The organism is Aequorivita sp. H23M31, assembly GCF_004022485.1.
Taxonomy (GTDB): Bacteria; Bacteroidota; Bacteroidia; order Flavobacteriales; family Flavobacteriaceae; genus Aequorivita; species Aequorivita ciconiae.
This window is the reverse complement of record NZ_CP034951.1, coordinates 934,021-952,686: the sequence shown is the minus strand read 5'-3', so window position 1 is coordinate 952,686 and position 18,666 is coordinate 934,021. Positions and strand designations below refer to the sequence as shown.

19 protein-coding genes are annotated in these 18,666 nt (G+C 37.2%); 7 read left to right on the top strand and 12 right to left on the bottom strand.

Annotated features, from left to right (window positions below; translation table 11 throughout):
- Positions 1-8: 8 nt before the first annotated feature.
- Positions 9-212, top strand: coding sequence for a hypothetical protein (locus EI546_RS04295; protein ID WP_128249389.1), 204 nt, complete (start codon positions 9-11; stop codon positions 210-212).
- Positions 213-553: 341 nt separating this feature from the next.
- On the top strand, positions 554-1,732 hold the full coding sequence (locus tag EI546_RS04290; RefSeq protein ID WP_128249388.1) for an AIR synthase related protein: 1,179 nt from the start codon (positions 554-556) through the stop codon (positions 1,730-1,732).
- A 29-nt stretch (positions 1,733-1,761) separates the two neighbouring features.
- Here the strand turns inward: EI546_RS04290 and EI546_RS04285 are convergent, their stop codons facing one another.
- From EI546_RS04285 to EI546_RS04270, 4 genes are all read right to left on the bottom strand, one after another.
- A complete protein-coding gene (locus tag EI546_RS04285; protein ID WP_128249387.1) occupies positions 1,762-2,316 on the bottom strand; it encodes a dihydrofolate reductase family protein in 555 nt (184 codons plus the stop codon).
- 198 nt (positions 2,317-2,514) lie between these two features.
- Positions 2,515-2,883: a DMT family protein gene (locus tag EI546_RS04280; RefSeq protein WP_128249386.1), complete on the bottom strand. Its 369-nt coding sequence runs from the start codon at positions 2,881-2,883 to the stop codon at positions 2,515-2,517.
- A gap of 562 nt (positions 2,884-3,445) precedes the next feature.
- On the bottom strand, positions 3,446-4,183 hold the full coding sequence (locus tag EI546_RS04275; protein ID WP_128249385.1) for a PmeII family type II restriction endonuclease: 738 nt from the start codon (positions 4,181-4,183) through the stop codon (positions 3,446-3,448).
- Complete coding sequence (locus EI546_RS04270) at positions 4,143-5,021, bottom strand: DNA-methyltransferase (protein WP_128249384.1); 879 nt, start codon at positions 5,019-5,021, stop codon at positions 4,143-4,145. Before EI546_RS04270 ends, EI546_RS04275 begins: the two co-directional genes overlap by 41 nt.
- Positions 5,022-5,333: 312 nt before the next feature.
- Between EI546_RS04270 and prfA the strand changes: the two genes are divergently transcribed.
- Entirely contained in the window at positions 5,334-6,410 is a 1,077-nt protein-coding gene (gene prfA, locus EI546_RS04265) for a peptide chain release factor 1 (protein WP_128249383.1), read from the top strand.
- A gap of 196 nt (positions 6,411-6,606) precedes the next feature.
- Positions 6,607-7,428 carry an orotidine-5'-phosphate decarboxylase gene (gene pyrF, locus EI546_RS04260; RefSeq protein WP_128249382.1) on the top strand — a complete coding sequence of 274 codons (822 nt, stop codon included), beginning with the start codon at positions 6,607-6,609 and terminating at the stop codon, positions 7,426-7,428.
- Positions 7,429-7,539: 111 nt separating this feature from the next.
- Here the strand turns inward: pyrF and EI546_RS04255 are convergent, their stop codons facing one another.
- The 3 genes from EI546_RS04255 to EI546_RS04245 form a co-directional block, all read right to left on the bottom strand.
- Complete coding sequence (locus EI546_RS04255) at positions 7,540-7,719, bottom strand: Lacal_2735 family protein (protein WP_128249381.1); 180 nt, start codon at positions 7,717-7,719, stop codon at positions 7,540-7,542.
- A 157-nt stretch (positions 7,720-7,876) separates the two neighbouring features.
- Positions 7,877-8,578, bottom strand: a complete 702-nt coding sequence (locus EI546_RS04250; protein ID WP_128249380.1) for a DUF4197 domain-containing protein — start codon at positions 8,576-8,578, stop codon at positions 7,877-7,879.
- Between the two features lie 79 nt (positions 8,579-8,657).
- Complete coding sequence (locus EI546_RS04245; RefSeq protein WP_128249379.1) at positions 8,658-9,611, bottom strand: T9SS type A sorting domain-containing protein; 954 nt, start codon at positions 9,609-9,611, stop codon at positions 8,658-8,660.
- A 161-nt stretch (positions 9,612-9,772) separates the two neighbouring features.
- Between EI546_RS04245 and EI546_RS04240 the strand changes: the two genes are divergently transcribed.
- On the top strand, positions 9,773-13,198 hold the full coding sequence (locus tag EI546_RS04240) for a methylmalonyl-CoA mutase family protein (protein WP_128249378.1): 3,426 nt from the start codon (positions 9,773-9,775) through the stop codon (positions 13,196-13,198).
- 99 nt (positions 13,199-13,297) lie between these two features.
- Here EI546_RS04240 and EI546_RS04235 read toward each other — a convergent pair whose 3' ends face one another.
- Complete coding sequence (locus EI546_RS04235; RefSeq protein ID WP_128249377.1) at positions 13,298-13,510, bottom strand: hypothetical protein; 213 nt, start codon at positions 13,508-13,510, stop codon at positions 13,298-13,300.
- Between the two features lie 204 nt (positions 13,511-13,714).
- Complete coding sequence (locus EI546_RS04230; protein ID WP_128249376.1) at positions 13,715-14,110, bottom strand: hypothetical protein; 396 nt, start codon at positions 14,108-14,110, stop codon at positions 13,715-13,717.
- A 125-nt stretch (positions 14,111-14,235) separates the two neighbouring features.
- On the opposite strand from EI546_RS04230, the gene EI546_RS04225 reads away from it, so the two are divergent.
- Complete coding sequence (locus EI546_RS04225) at positions 14,236-14,679, top strand: Lrp/AsnC family transcriptional regulator (RefSeq protein ID WP_128249375.1); 444 nt, start codon at positions 14,236-14,238, stop codon at positions 14,677-14,679.
- A 178-nt stretch (positions 14,680-14,857) separates the two neighbouring features.
- On the opposite strand, the gene EI546_RS04220 is transcribed toward EI546_RS04225, so the two are convergent.
- Positions 14,858-16,081 carry an MDR family MFS transporter gene (locus EI546_RS04220; RefSeq protein WP_128249374.1) on the bottom strand — a complete coding sequence of 408 codons (1,224 nt, stop codon included), beginning with the start codon at positions 16,079-16,081 and terminating at the stop codon, positions 14,858-14,860.
- A gap of 361 nt (positions 16,082-16,442) precedes the next feature.
- On the opposite strand from EI546_RS04220, the gene EI546_RS04215 reads away from it, so the two are divergent.
- Positions 16,443-17,048: a DUF1684 domain-containing protein gene (locus EI546_RS04215; protein ID WP_128249373.1), complete on the top strand. Its 606-nt coding sequence runs from the start codon at positions 16,443-16,445 to the stop codon at positions 17,046-17,048.
- Here EI546_RS04215 and crcB read toward each other — a convergent pair.
- Positions 17,045-17,416 (bottom strand): fluoride efflux transporter CrcB, encoded by a 372-nt coding sequence (gene crcB, locus EI546_RS04210; protein WP_128249372.1) that lies wholly within the window; start codon positions 17,414-17,416, stop codon positions 17,045-17,047. The two genes, EI546_RS04215 and crcB, sit on opposite strands and share 4 nt — an antisense overlap.
- Positions 17,417-17,476: 60 nt before the next feature.
- A complete protein-coding gene (locus EI546_RS04205; RefSeq protein WP_128249371.1) occupies positions 17,477-18,535 on the bottom strand; it encodes an SRPBCC family protein in 1,059 nt (352 codons plus the stop codon).
- Positions 18,536-18,666: the final 131 nt, after the last annotated feature.

The window sequence follows — 18,666 nt, the reverse complement described above, 5'->3', positions numbered from 1 at the left end:
ATTTAAATATGCAAATAGAAAGAACAAATAAGGAAATACTCATTCGACTGCCATCAGGAACTGATTTGGTCGGACTGCAGCGTATTTTGGATTATTTAAAGTTCCGAGAAATAGCATCAAAAAGCGAAGCTACTCAAGAACAAATCGACAAACTTTCTTCCGAATCTAAATCTTCTTGGTGGAATAAAAACAAAAGTCGTTTTGTAAAGTGAAACTCGTTGTCGATACCAACATAATTTTTAGCGGACTTTTAAGCCTAAAGGGCCGCTAGAAGAATTACGGGATTAAATTTATAAACTGGAGGCTATAAACAAAGTTTTTCTAGGATCTAGGTTATCCGCGGAGTCACAAAGAGCGCAGAGATTATTATTTATGAAAATCGGTAAACTATATTTAAGTAAGCTCATTTTCTGGTTTTTTCAATAATTTGGAATAGTATTCACAAATGGGTTGTTCTAAAATTATTGAACAACCCATTTGCTATTTATCATCCTACATTGTAGGCTTTTTTATTAATCCGTACTTTTGCATTCAAATTATAATCACCAGCCCGATGAGTAAGGAAATTTCTAAACGCTACGCACAGAGAGGCGTTTCCGCAGGTAAGGAAGATGTACACAATGCCATAAAAAATGTGGATAAAGGTCTTTTTCCTCAGGCGTTTTGCAAAATAATTCCGGATTACCTTACGGGTGATCCAGATTATTGTTTAATAATGCACGCCGATGGAGCGGGGACCAAATCTTCCCTAGCTTATACCTATTGGAAGGAAACCGGGGATCTGTCCGTTTGGAAGGGGATCGCCCAGGACGCCCTTATAATGAACATAGACGATTTGCTCTGCGTAGGTGCGGTGGATAATATACTGTTGTCCTCAACAATTGGACGGAACAAAAACTGTATTCCCGGAGAGGTTATTTCAGAAATAATAAACGGTACTGAGGAACTTATATCCGAATTGAAGGAATTTGGATTGAACATTCGTTCTACTGGTGGTGAAACTGCAGATGTTGGCGATTTAGTACGAACTATTATCGTCGATTCCACAGTGACCGCACGTATGAAACGTAGCGATGTAATTGACAATGCGAACATTCAAGGGGGCGACGTAATTGTAGGTTTAGCTTCCTTTGGACAAGCGACTTATGAAAAGGAGTACAACGGAGGAATGGGCAGTAATGGCCTGACTTCTGCGCGACACGACGTATTCCATAAATATTTAGCTGAAAAATATCCAGAAAGTTTTGATGCCTCCGTTCCCCAGGAACTGGTTTATTCGGGTTCAAAAAAATTGGAAGATAGGGTAGAGGATAGTCCATTAAATGCAGGAAAACTGGTTCTTTCGCCTACTCGGACTTATGCGCCCATAGTAAAGCAAATTTTAGCTGAGGTTGATAATAGCCACATTCACGGAATGATCCATTGTAGTGGCGGCGCCCAGACCAAAATTCTTCATTTTATTGAAAACCTTCATGTAGTGAAAAATAATATGTTTCCTGTTCCACCACTTTTTAAGCTTATTCAGGCGGAGAGCAAAACCGATTGGAAGGAAATGTACCAAGTTTTCAATATGGGCCATAGAATGGAACTTTATGTTTCTAAGGCAGTTGCCCAGAACATTATTGAAATCTCTAAATCATTTAATGTAGATGCCCAAATAGTGGGCTATGTGGAAGATTCCGAAAAGAAAAAACTTACCATCAAATCTACATATGGAGAGTTTAATTATTGAAAACGGAAGAAAGAATAGGTTTTTCTTCGTCAATTTTTAGTGGGTTTATAAGTAACCAATATCACATTCTTTTCAAATTGCTTAAAGTCTAAAAATGCTAAGTTACAATTAACCTCATTAGAAAATAGTTTTACGCCATCCCCAACGATTGAAGGATTGATCAATAGTTTTAACTCATCTACTTGACCAGCTTCAAGTAATGGTTTTATAAGCGAAGCACTTCCCTGAACCAAAATATATCCACCATCTTCTCTTTTAATCTTAACTATTTCTTTTATATAATCTTTCCCTAGAATGGTTGTATTGGCCCAACGTGCTTCTGTAAGGTTTGCGGACACTACATACTTTTTGCAGTTGTTTAGATGGTCTGCAACACCTTGCTCATTGTCTTTGAAAGAAGACCAATACGGATGAAGCATTTCATAAGTTTTTCTTCCGTAGAGCATAATTTCACAGTTGTTGATTGTGTCCTGAATATACTTTTGCCGGCCTGGGCTGTCAAATGGTAACCACCATTTATTCATAGAACGTGCATCAGAAATTCCATCTAAGGAAGTCCACTGGGTTACTATTAATTTTCGCATCTTAATCCTATTTTAGTATGGAGACAACCAAATTTTTAATTCTTCAAACAAATTTTGATTTTCCGAAAAGGCTCCATTAAATTGCAGCAATGGGAATATTATAGAAATCGTTAATAACATAACACTTATGTAATTGAGTATGCTACAATATTGCATTTTTAATTCTTTCAGGATTACACTTCACAGCCGGAGCTATTTCTATTTTTTAAACATAAAATAAACTGCTAATATCAAAAATACAAAAGCAATTATATGGTTCATTCTGAAAGTTTCTGTTTTGAACACAATTAAAGTGAATACAGCAAAAACGGCCAATGTGATAACCTCCTGAATAACTTTTAATTGGATAAGGGTGAAAGGACCTCCATTTTCTTTAAATCCGATTCTATTTGCCGGTACCTGGAACATATATTCAAAAAATGCAATTCCCCAACTTATTAGGATTATGGAGATTAGTCCTAGTTTGCTGAACCATTTTAGTTCTGAAAATTTTAAATGTCCGTACCAAGCAATGATCATAAAAGAATTGCTTAAAATTAAAAGACCTATTGTTAAAACTGCTTTCATTTTATTTCAATTTAAAATTAAGGATGATTTTTTCCATATTTCCATGTAGAGGGAGGCGCAACTCGTCTTATAAAACATTGTGGAATAAAATAACCCGTTGACATTTTCAAAAGGTTCTGTTCTGCTGTTTTTAAAATTTTCCAAGCTGAAATTTTCAAGAGGCAATGATTTACGGACCGCCGTATAAAGCCTGTCCCGATAGACGATTAATGTGGGGTGAAAGGCGCACCTCGCTGCTATTTTCGGGTGGAGCCGTCCACTCGTTTGGCAGTAGTCTAATTTTTCAGTTCCATTAATAAATAGGCAAAATCACTTTTTAGTTCAATTATATTTCCAGTACTAATGCTGATTCCAATCGAGGCATTTCCGTTTCCGTACCCCATTAAATTTCCAGAACCAAATGCGTAAAAAATTACGGGTATCAAATTAATAGAAAAATTTTACGTGGAGAATTACTGGTAACGTTTCGCTAGTAGCAGTGGCGTGGTTCGTCACGGACAATTGCAAACAAGTGCTTTCCAGAGGACAAGCCATTGCTTATACATATTGTTGTGCACAGTATCTACGTTCTTTTCTTGGAGTTAAATTCGACTAATTTTATCCAATCAATTTCCCCATTAGGTTTACAGAAATCTTTAATAAAATCCCTCGTAAATTTATTAATCATATTAGAATATGACTCCATAAATTCGTCATTTCTCTCTTTTGATTTATGTCCAAGAGGTTCAATTATTTCCGTATATAAATTTTTGTCGCCAGAAATAAATTCCCAAAACTCTTGACCACAATATTTAAAATAATCCCCTTTATCTGGTCGATTATCAATTCCATAACAACAACCATTGATTGAAACCACCATTAAATTAGAATTACTTGTCCTTAAAGTTCTTTGAGCAGTTTTGAAATCGGACTTCATTTTAGAAATTTGACTACTATTCCCCCAATTAGGTCCAGATTTTATATTTAAGATATACCGAATATTATTTTTGTCAAATTCTAAATCAATATTTGGAATTCCCGATTTCCATCCACCATAAACTTTTTGATTTATAAATATGGCAAGACCTTCGAGCCAGTCTCCGAAAATAGTTTCTTCTCCAGAAGATATATAAGCATCTGCAATTCCTCGAACTATTTCGTCAGCAGTGAATAAATGTTTTGCTCTAAAAAGATATGGGTTTTTCTTTTTTAAAACTGTTTTAAGTTTGAGTTTTTTTAATCGTTCTATCCTTTTTTGGTGGAAAGTTCCAATATTTTCTTCAACGTACTGCGTGACGTCTGTTAAGTTTAATTGATTCATATTCGTCATCTGGCTCTAATAATAATAATTTAGTTGGTTCTAATTGGTCTTTCACTCTTTGATAATATTCAGGTAGAATTTCTATGCCAATAGAATTTCTATTCATTCTTTGTGCTACAAAATTGGTTGTACCTGAACCCATAAAAGGGTCGAGTACAATATCTTCTGGTTTTGTAAATAGTTTAATGAACCATTCAGGTAATGCTTCGGGAAAAGCTGCACTGTGGTTTTTATTATTACATTCTGTGGCTAAATGTAAAACGTTTGTAGGATAAGCCATATCTCTATCAACCCAGTTTGAAATATTCTTTCCAAACCCACTTCCAACCTTAGATTCGTCTCTTCTTTTATCTGTTTCGCTTAAATTTTTAAGTCTGGTCTTAGCCCAATCTCCCATTGGTACCATAACTTCCTTTTGATACATATTAAATTTTTTGCTCTTGTTAAATTGCAGAAGTCTCTCCCAAGAGTCTCTAAATCGATTAGGCCATTTCCCTGGGAAAGCGTTTTTTTTATGCCAAATAAATTCCTCTGTCCAAAACCATCCTTGCTTTCGCATTGCAATAATTAATTCCATCACATAAGTACTTCTCTCTCCCTTAACTACTTTTTCCTTTATGTTAAGGACAAAAGTTCCTGATGGTTTCAAAACTCTTAATAATTCCTCGGAAATGGGTAAAAACCATTCCACATATTTGTCGGGGTGAATTCCTCCATAAGTACTTTTTCTTTGGTCAGCATATGGCGGGGAAGTAAAAATCAAATCCACTGAGTTATCATCCAATTTCTTTAAAATATTCTTACTGTCCCCAAGTTTTATTTCTGTCTTTATCTCCATTTTATCATTTCAGTTTTTATTTTAAACAAATGTCGTGATTTTCATCGAGTTTATGAATTCGATCTATATTGTAGCTAACGTCTATATAAACGAAATTATGGCGTTTATTTCGCTTATAAATTCCAATCCAAAGGTCGTTTCCCAAATATAATCGAAATTAGTTTGCAATTCCGTATTTAGGAAATTCAGAAATTTGAAAATGTAATAATGCTATAGTGTAGTTCAAAACAATATTATATTTATCTAACTACGGTTTTCTACAAAAAGATTTCGCTCAAAAAATTGTAGCTTTGCAGCCATTATAAAACCTATATGTTAGAGAGACTTCACATAATTAAACAACGTTTCGACGAGATTAGCGATCTTATTATACAGCCAGATGTAATCAGCGATCAGAAGCGGTATATCGAGCTTAACAAGGAATACAAGGATTTGCGGGTACTGATGGAAAAACGTGCGGAATTCCTGGAACTTACCAATAATATTGAGGAAGCCCAAGAAATAATTTCGGACGGGAGTGATGCCGAAATGGTTGAGATGGCTAAACTACAACTTGACGAAGCGCAAGAACGTTTGCCTGTTTTGGAGGAAGAGGTAAAATTTCTTCTCATTCCGAAAGATCCCGAGGATTCCAAAAATGCCGTAATGGAAATTCGGGCCGGAACCGGTGGCGATGAGGCAAGTATATTTGCGGGAGATCTCTTTAGGATGTACACCAAATATTGCGAAAGCAAAGGTTGGAAAACCAATATAATGGACTTTAATGAGGGCACCAACGGCGGGTTTAAGGAAATCCATTTGGAAATAGAGGGCGATGATGTTTATGGCACCCTAAAATTTGAAGCTGGAGTGCATCGTGTACAACGGGTTCCGCAAACCGAAACACAAGGAAGGGTTCATACCAGTGCAGCAACCGTGATGGTTTTTCCCGAAGCTGAAGAATTTGATATTGAAATAAATCCAAAGGATGTTCGCGTGGATTTCTTCTGTTCCTCAGGACCCGGCGGCCAGTCTGTAAACACCACTTATTCGGCGGTTAGGCTTACCCACATTCCTACGGGAATCGTAGCACAATGCCAGGATCAGAAATCGCAACATAAAAATAAGGAAAAAGCTTTTAAGGTACTTCGATCTAGGCTTTATGATATGGAGTTGGCTAAAAAACAAGCTGAAGATGCCGCCAAAAGAGGTTCTATGGTCACCAGTGGAGACCGAAGTGCCAAAATCCGCACCTATAATTATTCACAAGGAAGGGTAACCGACCATAGAATAAACCTGACCCTTTACAACCTAGGAAATATAATGAATGGGGATATTCAGGAAATTGTAGATGAACTTCACTTGGTTCATAATACAGAGAAATTGAGAGATACAGGGGAGGCATTTTAATTGAAATGACTTAAGACATAAGACGTAAGACTATCCTATCGGCAGACACACGTAGGAATAAATTAATCCTTCACGGAAGTAATATCAATTTTATAACTATGCGTCCTATGACATACGCCTGTCCGCCGTGGCGGATCCTACCATCCTAGGTTTTGTATTCTACTTCATATAATCGACGAATATAAATTTTAGCACAATGACTACTGACCAATTAGTTTTTGAAATAAAAAGAAAAAAATCCTTTCTCTGCATCGGCCTTGATGTGGATCTCGATAAAATTCCGTCTTTTCTTTTAGAAGAAGAAGATCCTATTTTTTCGTTTAATAAAGGGATTATCGATGCCACGCATCAGTATGCCGTTGCTTACAAGCCGAATATTGCTTTTTATGAAGCTTATGGTTTAAAGGGCTGGAAATCTCTGGAGCGGACCATTGAATATTTGAACCAAAATTATCCTTCAATTTTTACCATAGCCGATGCCAAAAGAGGGGATATAGGCAACACTGCCAGTATGTATGCCAAAGCATTTTTGGAGACTTTAAACTTTGATTCAATTACCATTGCACCATATATGGGACGCGATTCCGTAGAGCCTTTTTTAGATTTTCCCAATAAGCATGCTATTTTACTGGCATTGACTTCCAACGAGGGTGCTTACGACTTTCAGACAAAAAAAATGAATGGTAAATTTCTATATCAAGAGGTTTTGGAAACTTCTAAATCTTGGAAAAATAGTGAGCAATTGATGTATGTGGTAGGGGCAACCAAAGCGGAATATTTTAAGGAGATCCGAAAAATTGTTCCCAAAGCTTTTCTGCTTGTTCCAGGAATAGGAGCACAAGGTGGAAACCTCCAGGATGTTTGTAAATATGGACTTTCTCCTGATGTTGGCTTATTGGTAAATTCTTCCAGAGGAATTATTTATGCATCAAAAGCATCGGACTTTGCAGAGGCAGCGGGCAAGGAAGCTTCACGTTTGCAAAAGGAAATGGAAGCGATTTTGGAGGAATGGTTATAGGATTTTTCAAAAAAATATCTTACATCTTTTTTTTCTAAAATAAAGATGTATTTCAAATTGCGATAAAAAATGACTTTTGACAGGGAGGAGGTTGCGAAATTTTAAAAAGTATTATTCTCCATTGTTTAGGGACAAGTATTTAATCTCTTCAAAAATTTTATCCGCCTGACGATGTGCTCTTTCACTTTTCTCAGGATTATTTGGTGAAGCTTCGTAGGATTTTTTCATTAAATCCCGGTAATGGGCCTTCAATGTCTCAAGCTTCGATTTTTTTTTAAACCAGCCTAACATATCTTCGAAATTTTGATTTCAAAAATACTAGGTTGCTAGCTAATAGGATATTAAGGTTAGGTTAAAGCTTTAATAAAGTTTGTTATTATGTTTAAACTGTACTCAAAAACAGAACTTATTACCTTAAATGTTTCCTTAAGAAAGAAACTATGATCAATTAATCTTGAAGGGCAAAAACCTTTTTCAGTAGGGCAGTAGATCGTGCGTTGATGTTGTTGCGGATATCTTTTTCTTCTACCGCAATCATTGTATACACTCCCTTTAAAGCTTCCTGGGTAACATAATCGGTAAGATCTGGATTTACCTTTGTAACGAATGGAACGGCGTTGTATCTGTTTATAATATTGCTCCAAATTTGATCGGCTCCCACTTTAGAAAAGGAATGCTTGATCACAGGATTGAATTTTTCGTAAAGTGATTTGTCTGTCCGTTGTTCCAGATATCGAGTTGCAGCGTTGTCTGGTCCCATTAAAATGGTTTTGGCATCATTGAATGTTATGTCCTTTACGGCTTTTACGAAAATGGGAGTTGCCTCCTTTACGGCATCTTCGGCAGCGCTGTTCAGTACTTTTAACCCTTCATCTGCCAAACTACCAAGTCCGATATCCCGAAGGGTCTGATCTACTTTTTGTAATTCTTGTGGCAATAGGATCTTGACCATCTGGTTTTTATAGAAACCATCTTTTTTGGCCAGTTTGGATACCTGTTTATCAATTCCGAAATCTAACGCTTGCCGAAGTCCGCTTGCGATTGTAGCTGGATCTATTTGAGCGGGCATATTATTGACTACTTGTTGTAATTCTGCACAAGAGACCAAGGTTAGAATTGAAAAGAAAAGAAAAATCTTTTTATAGAGCATGAGGTATAGTTTTGCTTTCAAAGATAAAAAAAAAGACCCTTCGCGAAGAAAGGTCTTTTAATTGATTGTAATGATAACACTACTTTACGATTTTCACGATTTTCGAATTGTTTCCAATTTTTACTTTTACCATATAAGTTCCTGAAGATAAAGAGGACATATCGATAGCTGGAGAAATTTTTCCAGGATTTGCCTGTAAAACAACTTTTCCTAAGATATCATAAACCACTACTTGATCAACGGCTACTTTAGAGCTTATGTTCAAGATATCTTTTACAGGGTTTGGATATACAGAGAATACTTCAGGTACGAAGTTTTCAGTGCTCAAAACTCCAACTCCCGCTGTAAAATCATCAATATACATTTCGTTATTGGAGCTAGCTGAATAAAAATCAAGTCCTGCAAGTTCTTCAAAATTATATGCGCCAAATTCGAATGGATAGCCTTGAAATTGTAGGGTGTCGTTTATATACATTGCCCAAGTTTCTGCATCAAGGTCATAAAGACAGGTAACTTTAAACCACTCATCTTCTGGGTAGAAGAAAACAGCTTCAAAAGCAGAACAGTCAATAGTACCAGCTACTCCACCTTGTCCGTTCATGTCACCACCATTACCGGTAGCATCATCAAAACAGTTAAAATATACGTTTCCACCCATTAAATTTTGATTCCAATCTTGTCCAGGGGCAGTTAATTTTGCCTGCATGTTAAAATATCCCGATTTTCCAGCAGGAATATAAGAATACCATTGAACAGTATACATTCCACTAGTAGGCGCGGATGGAATTAAAAAGATTGGATCCATAATTCCTGAGTCATCAATCCATAGAGAATTATCGGGAGAGCGGGAATATTCAGACTGTACAAAGGCGTCCTCACCAGGAGCCGGGGTTCCTGACCAAGTTCTCCAATTAGGATTTTGTGTTGAAATAGGACCTTCATTGTAGGAGTCAAAGTTATCTTGATACTCCACTTGCGCTTGAGTAAAGGTAAATGCACCAAGAGTCAGTGCTAAAAGGTAAATTTTTTTCATAATATATCGTTTTAAGGTTTATAATTGATAATGCAATATACAAAAATATCGAAGTCTCCCAATAATTTTTAATATATTTTACTGGGGCAATCGGTATGAATACAAGCATTTCTATTAGGTTTTCACTAAATTTGCAGAATCTTTAAAATAACTCATTCAGTATGAAATCCATAAAACCTTATGTTCCCACGAACAATGTTCGAATTGTAACTGCCGCCTCTCTTTTTGATGGTCATGATGCCGCTATCAATATTATGCGTCGTATTATTCAATCTACGGGTGTGGAAGTAATTCATTTAGGTCATGACCGAAGTGTAGAAGAGGTGGTCAATACGGCAATTCAGGAAGATGCCAATGCTATCGCAATGACTTCTTATCAAGGAGGACATAATGAGTATTTTAAATATATGTACGATCTTTTGCAAGAGCGTGGAGCGGGGCATATAAAGATTTTTGGCGGCGGTGGTGGCGTAATCCTACCTTCCGAAATTAAAGAGCTTATGGATTATGGAATAACCCGAATTTATTCTCCGGATGACGGAAGAGAGATGGGACTGCAGGGAATGATAAACGATTTGGTCCAACAAGCGGATTTTCCTATTGGAGATAAGTTGAATGGAGAATACAAAAAATTGGAGAACAGAAATATTGGAGCCATTTCGAGGATTATCTCGGCTGCGGAGAATTTTCCGGAAGTAGCGGAAGAAACCCTAAATAAAATCCATCATAAAAATAAAACGAGCACCATTCCAGTTTTGGGAATTACGGGAACAGGTGGAGCTGGTAAATCTTCCCTCGTCGATGAACTTGTTAGACGGTTTTTGGTGGATTTTCCAGAAAAACGAATCGGTATAGTTTCGGTCGATCCTTCAAAAAGAAAAACGGGCGGGGCGCTATTGGGAGATCGAATCCGTATGAATGCTATCAATTCGCCAAGAGTATATATGCGAAGTCTAGCCACCAGACAGAGCAATTTGGCTCTATCGAAATATGTAACCGAGGCCATTGAGGTTCTTAAAGCCGCAAATTACGATCTTATTATTATTGAAACTTCTGGAATTGGTCAAAGTGATACCGAAATTTTAGAACATAGCGATGTTTCATTATATGTAATGACTCCCGAATTTGGAGCTGCCACCCAGCTTGAAAAAATCGATATGCTCGATTTTGCTGATCTGGTAGCAATCAACAAATTCGACAAAAGAGGGTCACTGGATGCCTTGCGCGATGTTAAAAAACAATATGTGCGCAATCACTTACTTTGGGATACGCCTCAGGATGAGCTTCCTGTTTTTGGAACAATTGCATCCCAATTTAACGATCCGGGAATGAACAGATTGTACCGCGCAATTATGGATACCATTTCCGAAAAGACAAATTCAGATTTAAAGAGCGATTATCATATTTCTGAAGAAATGTCGGAAAAGGTTTATGTTATTCCACCGGCGCGAACTCGGTATTTATCTGAAATAGCCGAAAACAATCGCGCTTACGATAATAGAGCGAGCGAGCAATCTGAAGTCGCCCAGAAGTTGTATGGAATTTTTAAAACTTTGGAATCCATCTCTGGAAGCACTCCAAAATTGGATAAAAGTGGAATCATTTCTGAATCAATAACAAGCAGAGATGACAATTCCGATCTCATAAAACTTCTTCTTGCGGAATTTGATCGTGAAAAGTTGAATTTGAACCCTTACAATTGGGAGGTAATTACTGAATGGGACGAAAAAGTAAACAAATATAAGGCTCCTGTTTATAGCTTTAAGGTTCGAGGAAGAGAACTTAATATCGATACCCATACAGAATCTTTATCCCATACCCAAATACCAAAAGTTGCCTTGCCTAAATATCAGGCGTGGGGCGATATCCTAAAATGGATCTTACAGGAAAATGTTCCAGGTGAATTTCCATACACCGCTGGTCTCTATCCCTTTAAAAGAACAGGAGAGGATCCTGCGCGTATGTTTGCGGGTGAAGGAGGGCCGGAAAGAACCAACAGAAGATTCCATTATGTGAGTAGTGGACTGCCCGCCAAAAGACTTTCTACGGCTTTTGATAGTGTAACTCTATACGGAAATGATCCAGACCTTAGACCCGATATTTATGGAAAGATTGGAAATGCGGGTGTTTCCATTTGCTGTTTGGATGATGCCAAAAAACTGTACTCCGGATTCGATCTTAGTCATCCAATGACTTCGGTAAGTATGACAATAAATGGGCCAGCTCCCATGTTACTTGGTTTCTTTATGAATGCGGCCATTGATCAAAATTGTGAGAAGTACATCAAGGAAAATGGAATGGAAGATGAAGTGGAGAAAAAAATTAAAAATCTATATGGGGAAAAGGGCATCGATCGTCCAAAATACCACGGTGAACTCCCAGAAAACAATAATGGTTTAGGTCTCATGCTGTTGGGAGTAACTGGAGATCAGGTCTTGGATACCGAAGTTTATAATAAAATAAAATACGAAACCCTTCAGCAAGTGCGAGGGACGGTTCAGGCGGACATTTTAAAAGAAGACCAAGCGCAGAATACTTGTATTTTTTCCACAGAATTTGCGTTAAGACTGATGGGCGATGTGCAGGAATATTTTATTGAGAAAAAGGTACGGAATTTCTATTCCGTTTCAATTAGCGGCTATCATATTGCAGAGGCAGGAGCAAACCCGATTACGCAATTGGCTTTTACTCTGTCCAATGGGTTTACTTATGTTGAGTATTATTTGAGCCGTGGGATGGATATTAATGAGTTTGGCCCCAATCTCTCCTTTTTCTTCAGTAATGGGATAGATCCAGAATATGCTGTGATTGGTAGAGTTGCCCGTAAAATCTGGGCGAAAGCTATGAAAGAGAAATACGGCGCAAACCCAAGAGCCCAAATGTTGAAGTACCATATACAGACTTCTGGAAGATCATTGCACGCACAAGAAATCGATTTTAATGATATCCGTACTACATTGCAAGCTTTATATGCCATCTATGATAACTGTAACTCCCTTCACACAAATGCCTATGATGAGGCAATAACAACTCCTACCGAGGAAAGTGTGAGACGTGCGATGGCAATCCAGTTGATTATCAATAAGGAATTAGGGCTTGCAAAAAACGAAAACCCCATTCAAGGAGCTTTCATTATTGAGGAGCTTACAGATCTTGTAGAGGAAGCGGTTTTGAAAGAGTTTGATAGCATAACCGAACGTGGTGGGGTATTGGGTGCCATGGAAACCATGTATCAGCGAAGCAAGATCCAGGAAGAAAGTCTTTATTATGAAACTTTAAAGCATAATGGTGAATTTCCAATTATTGGCGTTAACACTTTCCTTAGCCGCAAAGGTTCACCTACGGTACTTCCAGCAGAAGTAATCCGAGCTACGGAAGAGGAGAAACAAGTTCAGATTGAAACCCTGCAGAATCTTCATAAAATGTATGGGGATAAAGCCAAGCCTGCACTAGAAAGAGTACAAAGGGCTGCCATCCATAATGAAAACATGTTTGAGCACCTTATGGAGGCTACGAAAGTTTGTTCACTAGGGCAGATTACAGATTCCTTATTTGAGGTAGGAGGGCAGTATAGAAGAAATATGTAGCATGATAGGTTAGGATCTTTAAAATCACGACATTGAGACGTATATTTGTGTCAAATGTCCTGATTGTGGATAGGGATAAAAAACCATACCAACGTAATTTTACTTAGAGAGCCCGAGGTTTTTTACCTTTTGGAAGATCGATTTGTTAGAATCGTCGGGATACTCGACGTGGCGAATCAAGATGGCCAAGTTTTCAACATACAGATCATAAATCGGGCTGCCCCAAGCTCCAGCAATTTTAGGAGCAATGGTGGAGATGTCCTTAATAATATAGCGAGGGTAGCCTTTTAGGATATCTCTTTCCGAATCCAAATCGGAATTGGTTTCAGTCTTTTGGGCTATTTCCGCAATATGCCGAGCCAGCTCTCAAATTAACATCACCTTTTTATAGGTTGGGGCATTTTCGAAGTCTCTTAATGACTTCCCTTCATTTTCATCCTCAAACATAATTTGAACTTATAGATTGAAAATAAATGTAGTATTGAATTGAAATAAATCTATGAAGTTTTTTGCTATCTAAAGTGTAAGTCGCCAAATATGTTGGAGTCTATGAAATTTTTTTACTTCCTTTATTAAAAGGGGTAAAAAATCCTTGCCGTTGCTGTTTATCCGTTCTAAACGACGACAATTTTTGTATAGCAAATTTGAAAGTCGCATAACAGAGGTAGCATATTTATGTTTTTCCTCCTTGAATAGCTGACTTTCGGCTTTGAGAATTTCAGGCCCCAAAGAAACCGACTGCTGGACAATATCTCCTGTAAAATAAATTTCAGAATGTTCTTTTCCATTTCGTTGTAACTGGGCAAGATCATGGCTTAAATAGCTTGAGATTTGTCTTGATAAGTGGAGTATCTCCTGAGCTTTATGGTAAATGGCAGAATTTGAATTATTTCCGACAGGATGAGGTGACATCTTTGATAATTTATTTTTTAAATCTACCCAAATTTAAGGACAAGTAAGCTTTTTATACTATCGATATTAAAGCGATTCATTATATTTACCTTAAATATTATCTTATATTTAAAAATAACCTTAATATGATTATAGACCTTTTAAACTGGAAAATCCTTAATTGTCTTCAGAAAAATGCCCGCCAGCCCAATACGGAAATTGGAAGACAGGTAGGTATAAGCTCGCCGGCGGTTTCAGAAAGGATTAAAAAGATGGAGGATACTGGTGTAATAACGGGGTACTTTACCCAAGTTTCTCCTTTTGAGGTTGGATATCAATTTAAGGCCATTATAACCCTTAGGGCTTTTATGGGAAAACTGAAACCTTTTCTGGAGGTCGTAAAAACTTATGATGAAGTACTCAATTGTTACCGCATAACAGGGAATGAAAATATTGTTATGGAGGTGGTCCTCAAAAACCAGAAACACCTAGAGGCTTTTATTGATCAATTAATTATTTATGGTGAAACCAAAACGCAGATCGTATTATCGCACGTGGTTAGAAACAATGATCTAAAACCCTTGAAATAAACTTTATATCAAAATATTTAGAATTTTAAAATTGAAGAAAATTGAATTATGTTGGCTTTACCACACCAATATGTTATAAAAGAATTCGTGCATTCGTGGTGATCCCATATGGGTACTTTCGGCCCCGCTTCGAAACATCCTTGTATTTTGAATGTATTGATACTTAATTTCAATTGGCTCAAATGTTTCCGCTTACCGATTTTTTTAACAGGAAATAAAGCCAGATTGTTACGCTTGCTACTATTAAAAGAAAGATTGCGAAGAAATTCCAAGTGTCAAAATATCCAAATGTATCTACCATATTCATTCCTCCATTATGGCCTATAAGATGTGCAAAACTGAAGCTCATACTGTAAAGACCCATATAGCTTCCCTTCCTACCTTTGGGAGCCATTTCCAATGCCAGGGCATTTGAAAAAGGAAATCCAATCATTTCACCTAAGGTCATCAAAAACATTGCTATTACCAAAACACCGCTCCAGGATGTGAGATTCAGCACCAAAAAGCTCAGGCCTAGAAAGAAGATTCCCCAAAAAGTAGCCATTGTTTTAGAGACTTTCTTTCTGTCTAGCCAACCGATTAGCGGCATTTCAAAAATCACAATTGTTGCTCCATTAATAAACAGTAACCACCCGATCAAATCTTCGGAAAGAAGATGAACTTTTTCGTAATAGATGGGCATTACAGAAAAATATTGAACAAATGCCAAACTGTTTGCGACCATTATAATAAAAAACAATATAAACAGCTTATTGAGGTAGGGTGGTACGCCTTCCTTGATTATATTAGTTTTTACCTCATTTTTGTCTTTTTGTTTTTTCGGTTTTAAAAGTGCCATAACTCCAAAAGAGGCAAGAATACAAGTAAATCCGTCTATCCAAAATAAAGAAGTATAGCCAATATGGGCAATTATCAGTCCGCCTATCAAAGGTCCCACTGAAAACCCAAGATTGATCGCCAACCTGATTAAAGTTATGCTTCGAGTTATATTACCTGGAAGGCTATAAGTGTCGGCAGCAACAAAGATTGCCGGTCTTCCCGAGTCGGTTATCGAGGTCAATAAAAAGATACCTATACAAAATCCTATAAAGGTGTCAATAAACTGAAGTAAGACAAAGCCGATCCCACCGAAGAATAAGCTAAAAAGAATGACCTTATAAAAGCCGATGCTATCTGTCAATCTTCCCCCAAAATAAGTTCCTACCAAAGATCCCAACCCAAAGCAGGACATTATCCAGCCCACATGCGGTAGGTCGAAACCTTCTACATTAATAAGATATAGGGATAAGAAGGGAATTACCATGGCGCCTGCTCTGTTAACGAAAGTAACCAGCGCCAAAAGCCAGATTTCGTGGGAAAGACCACGGAAATTTGCCAGATAATTGGAATATATTTTTTTCATTGGGTTAATAAGATGACCTTTAATCTTCCCTGTCTTCTAGGTTTGGTAATCTGATTTCAAATTTTTCTTCCTATATTAAAAAGTAAAACGTCCCGATTTGAGTCGGGACGTTTTAGATATTGAAAAAAAAAATATTTTCTCATCAATCCATACATCGCCGACATTTCATTCTTGAAAGGCAATCTGTAAATGGGCAGATGTAGGTTCTATTTAGCATTTTTGTCAATTAGGAAATCAAATGTAGGGAAAAATCAGTTTTGATTATTATTTGCAAAAAGATTTTTTTCAAAGTCTTGAATATTTATGAATCGCATTTTTAATAAGTCTGAAAATTGTTTTCTATTTTTACGAAAAAGGTTTTATGAAAAGATTGTTTTTCCTCTCTATATTACTCTGGAATTTGATGATTTTTGCACAGTCAAAAGTTGATGTTTCTGAAAGCGAAAGGGCCCAGGCAGAATTGAATAGCGAGTTTACAAATCCCGAAACATCCATATTAACCCCAGAAGATTTTAAAGTTTTCACAGGGCTTAAATTTTACCCCATTGATACCACCTTCATTATAAAGGCCACCTTTGTGCGAACTCCTGACGAAAAGCCATTTTTAATGCCTACAACCACCGATCGGCTGCCAGAGTATGTGAAATATGGGGAAGCACATTTCACTTTAGAAGGGAAGGAAATGGTGTTGAGTTTATTTAAAAATACACAGCCATATAAGGAGGCTGGTTATGAGGATTATTTGTTTCTGCCATTTACAGATTTAACCAGTGGCGATGGTTCCTATGGCGGAGGTAGATATTTAGATCAAAAAATTCCCGAAGGAAATACTTTGATTTTGGATTTCAATAAAGCTTACAATCCTTATTGCGCGTACAATGCTCGATATTCGTGCCCAATTCCTCCTCCAGAAAATGATTTACCAATAAGAATTGAAGCTGGAGTGAAGGATTTTCGTCCACATTAAAAGATTTTTACCAGCCACATTCCTAGAAATACCATTGCAAAGCCCACCACAAAACTAGCTATGGTATATACGGCAAAAGACATAAAGTCACCAGTTTTGAGAAAAACATGATTTTCATAGGCGAAAGTGGAAAAAGTGGTAAAACCTCCGCAAAATCCGGTTGCAAGAAACAAAACGGTGTTAGGGGAGAGAGTATCGTTTTTTAATGCCATACCCAGGATTATACCAATTAATAAGCTGCCTAGAATGTTGGCTGCGAAGGTGCCGTAAGGAATTCCAGTTTTAAAGCTGTCCAAGTACCTTGATAGGCCAAACCTTATAACACTTCCGATTCCTCCACCGACAAAAACCAAAGCTAATTGCTTCATTAAATTACTATTTTTTGATAGGGTTGAGAATAAGGAATAGAATAGTTAACAAATATTCAATTATAGTCCAACTTCTCCCGCAGGTGGCTCCTTTGGTTGTATAGGAATATAAATTTCGCTCACCCATTTTGCCGGATTGGGTTCTTGGGATGTATCCGTTGAATAGATTTCGAAAATTTTTCTTTCTGGATCCACCTGCAAATCATTTTGTCGAATATCCTCCATTCCTTTTTGTAGTGCCTCTGGCATATTCTCGTAGTTCCCCTTAAGCGTGATTTTTAAAGCGGTAACCGGTTCCATAAATCCGCAGACCACAGGACTGTTTTCCGGGGTAATAACGCGCTCACTTATGGGTATTCCTGTTGAAAATATCACCGTATTATTCATTTTGTCGGCTTCATTATATAAAATAAAGGGAGCCCCAGAACTGCTTAGGTTATTTTTTGAAACAAAATCCTTAACAAGCTCAATCATCGGAGCGGACTTCTCAAGTACTTCCTGCTTCTTGGCAACCGAAGTTGTGTACATATAATAACCACCACCATATTGGGTAACGCCGTCAACATTTATGTTGTATTTTTTCATATCTGTTACTACTTCCGAAGCCATTGCCGCGAGACCTAGGTTGTTCAAGGTGTGGATTCTAGAAACAAAATCGGAACCTTTAATAGACATATAAGCCTTTTCCATTAGCGTGTGTTTTCCATTTGTTTCCCAGGTTACTTTGGTACTATCTCCTATAGTTTCAAACAACCAAATCATCTTTGCGTTTCTTTTGCCCGCAGCGGACTTGAAGGTCAAATCTTGTTGTATTTCCTTATACGGAATCACTTTCGTGGTTGTAATTGATCCACTGTTTTTTCCTTCCCAGGACATGGAAGCTCCTTCTCCAGAGGATTTCTCAGCATATTTAAATGTAAGGCTAGGATCTTTTTGTTTAAAAGGCATCCAACCTTCCCAGTTTTTAAAATCGTTCACCTTGTCGAAAACTACTTCCGCAGGAGCAGCGACTACAATGGAATCGCTTACCGCATAATCGCCATCTTTAGTACCGAAATAAATTGCACTGCCTATGATAATTAGGAGTATTAAAAAAAGAAGGTATTTTAGGATTTTCATTTATAAGGGAGGTGTTGATTGGTAGGGCTAAGATATAAAAAAAAGATGGAGGGCTTTCATCTTCAAAGGGTTCAATATTGGTTTGAGTTATGATTTATAAACAAGGAAAATTATTTTAGTACATTTGCGAA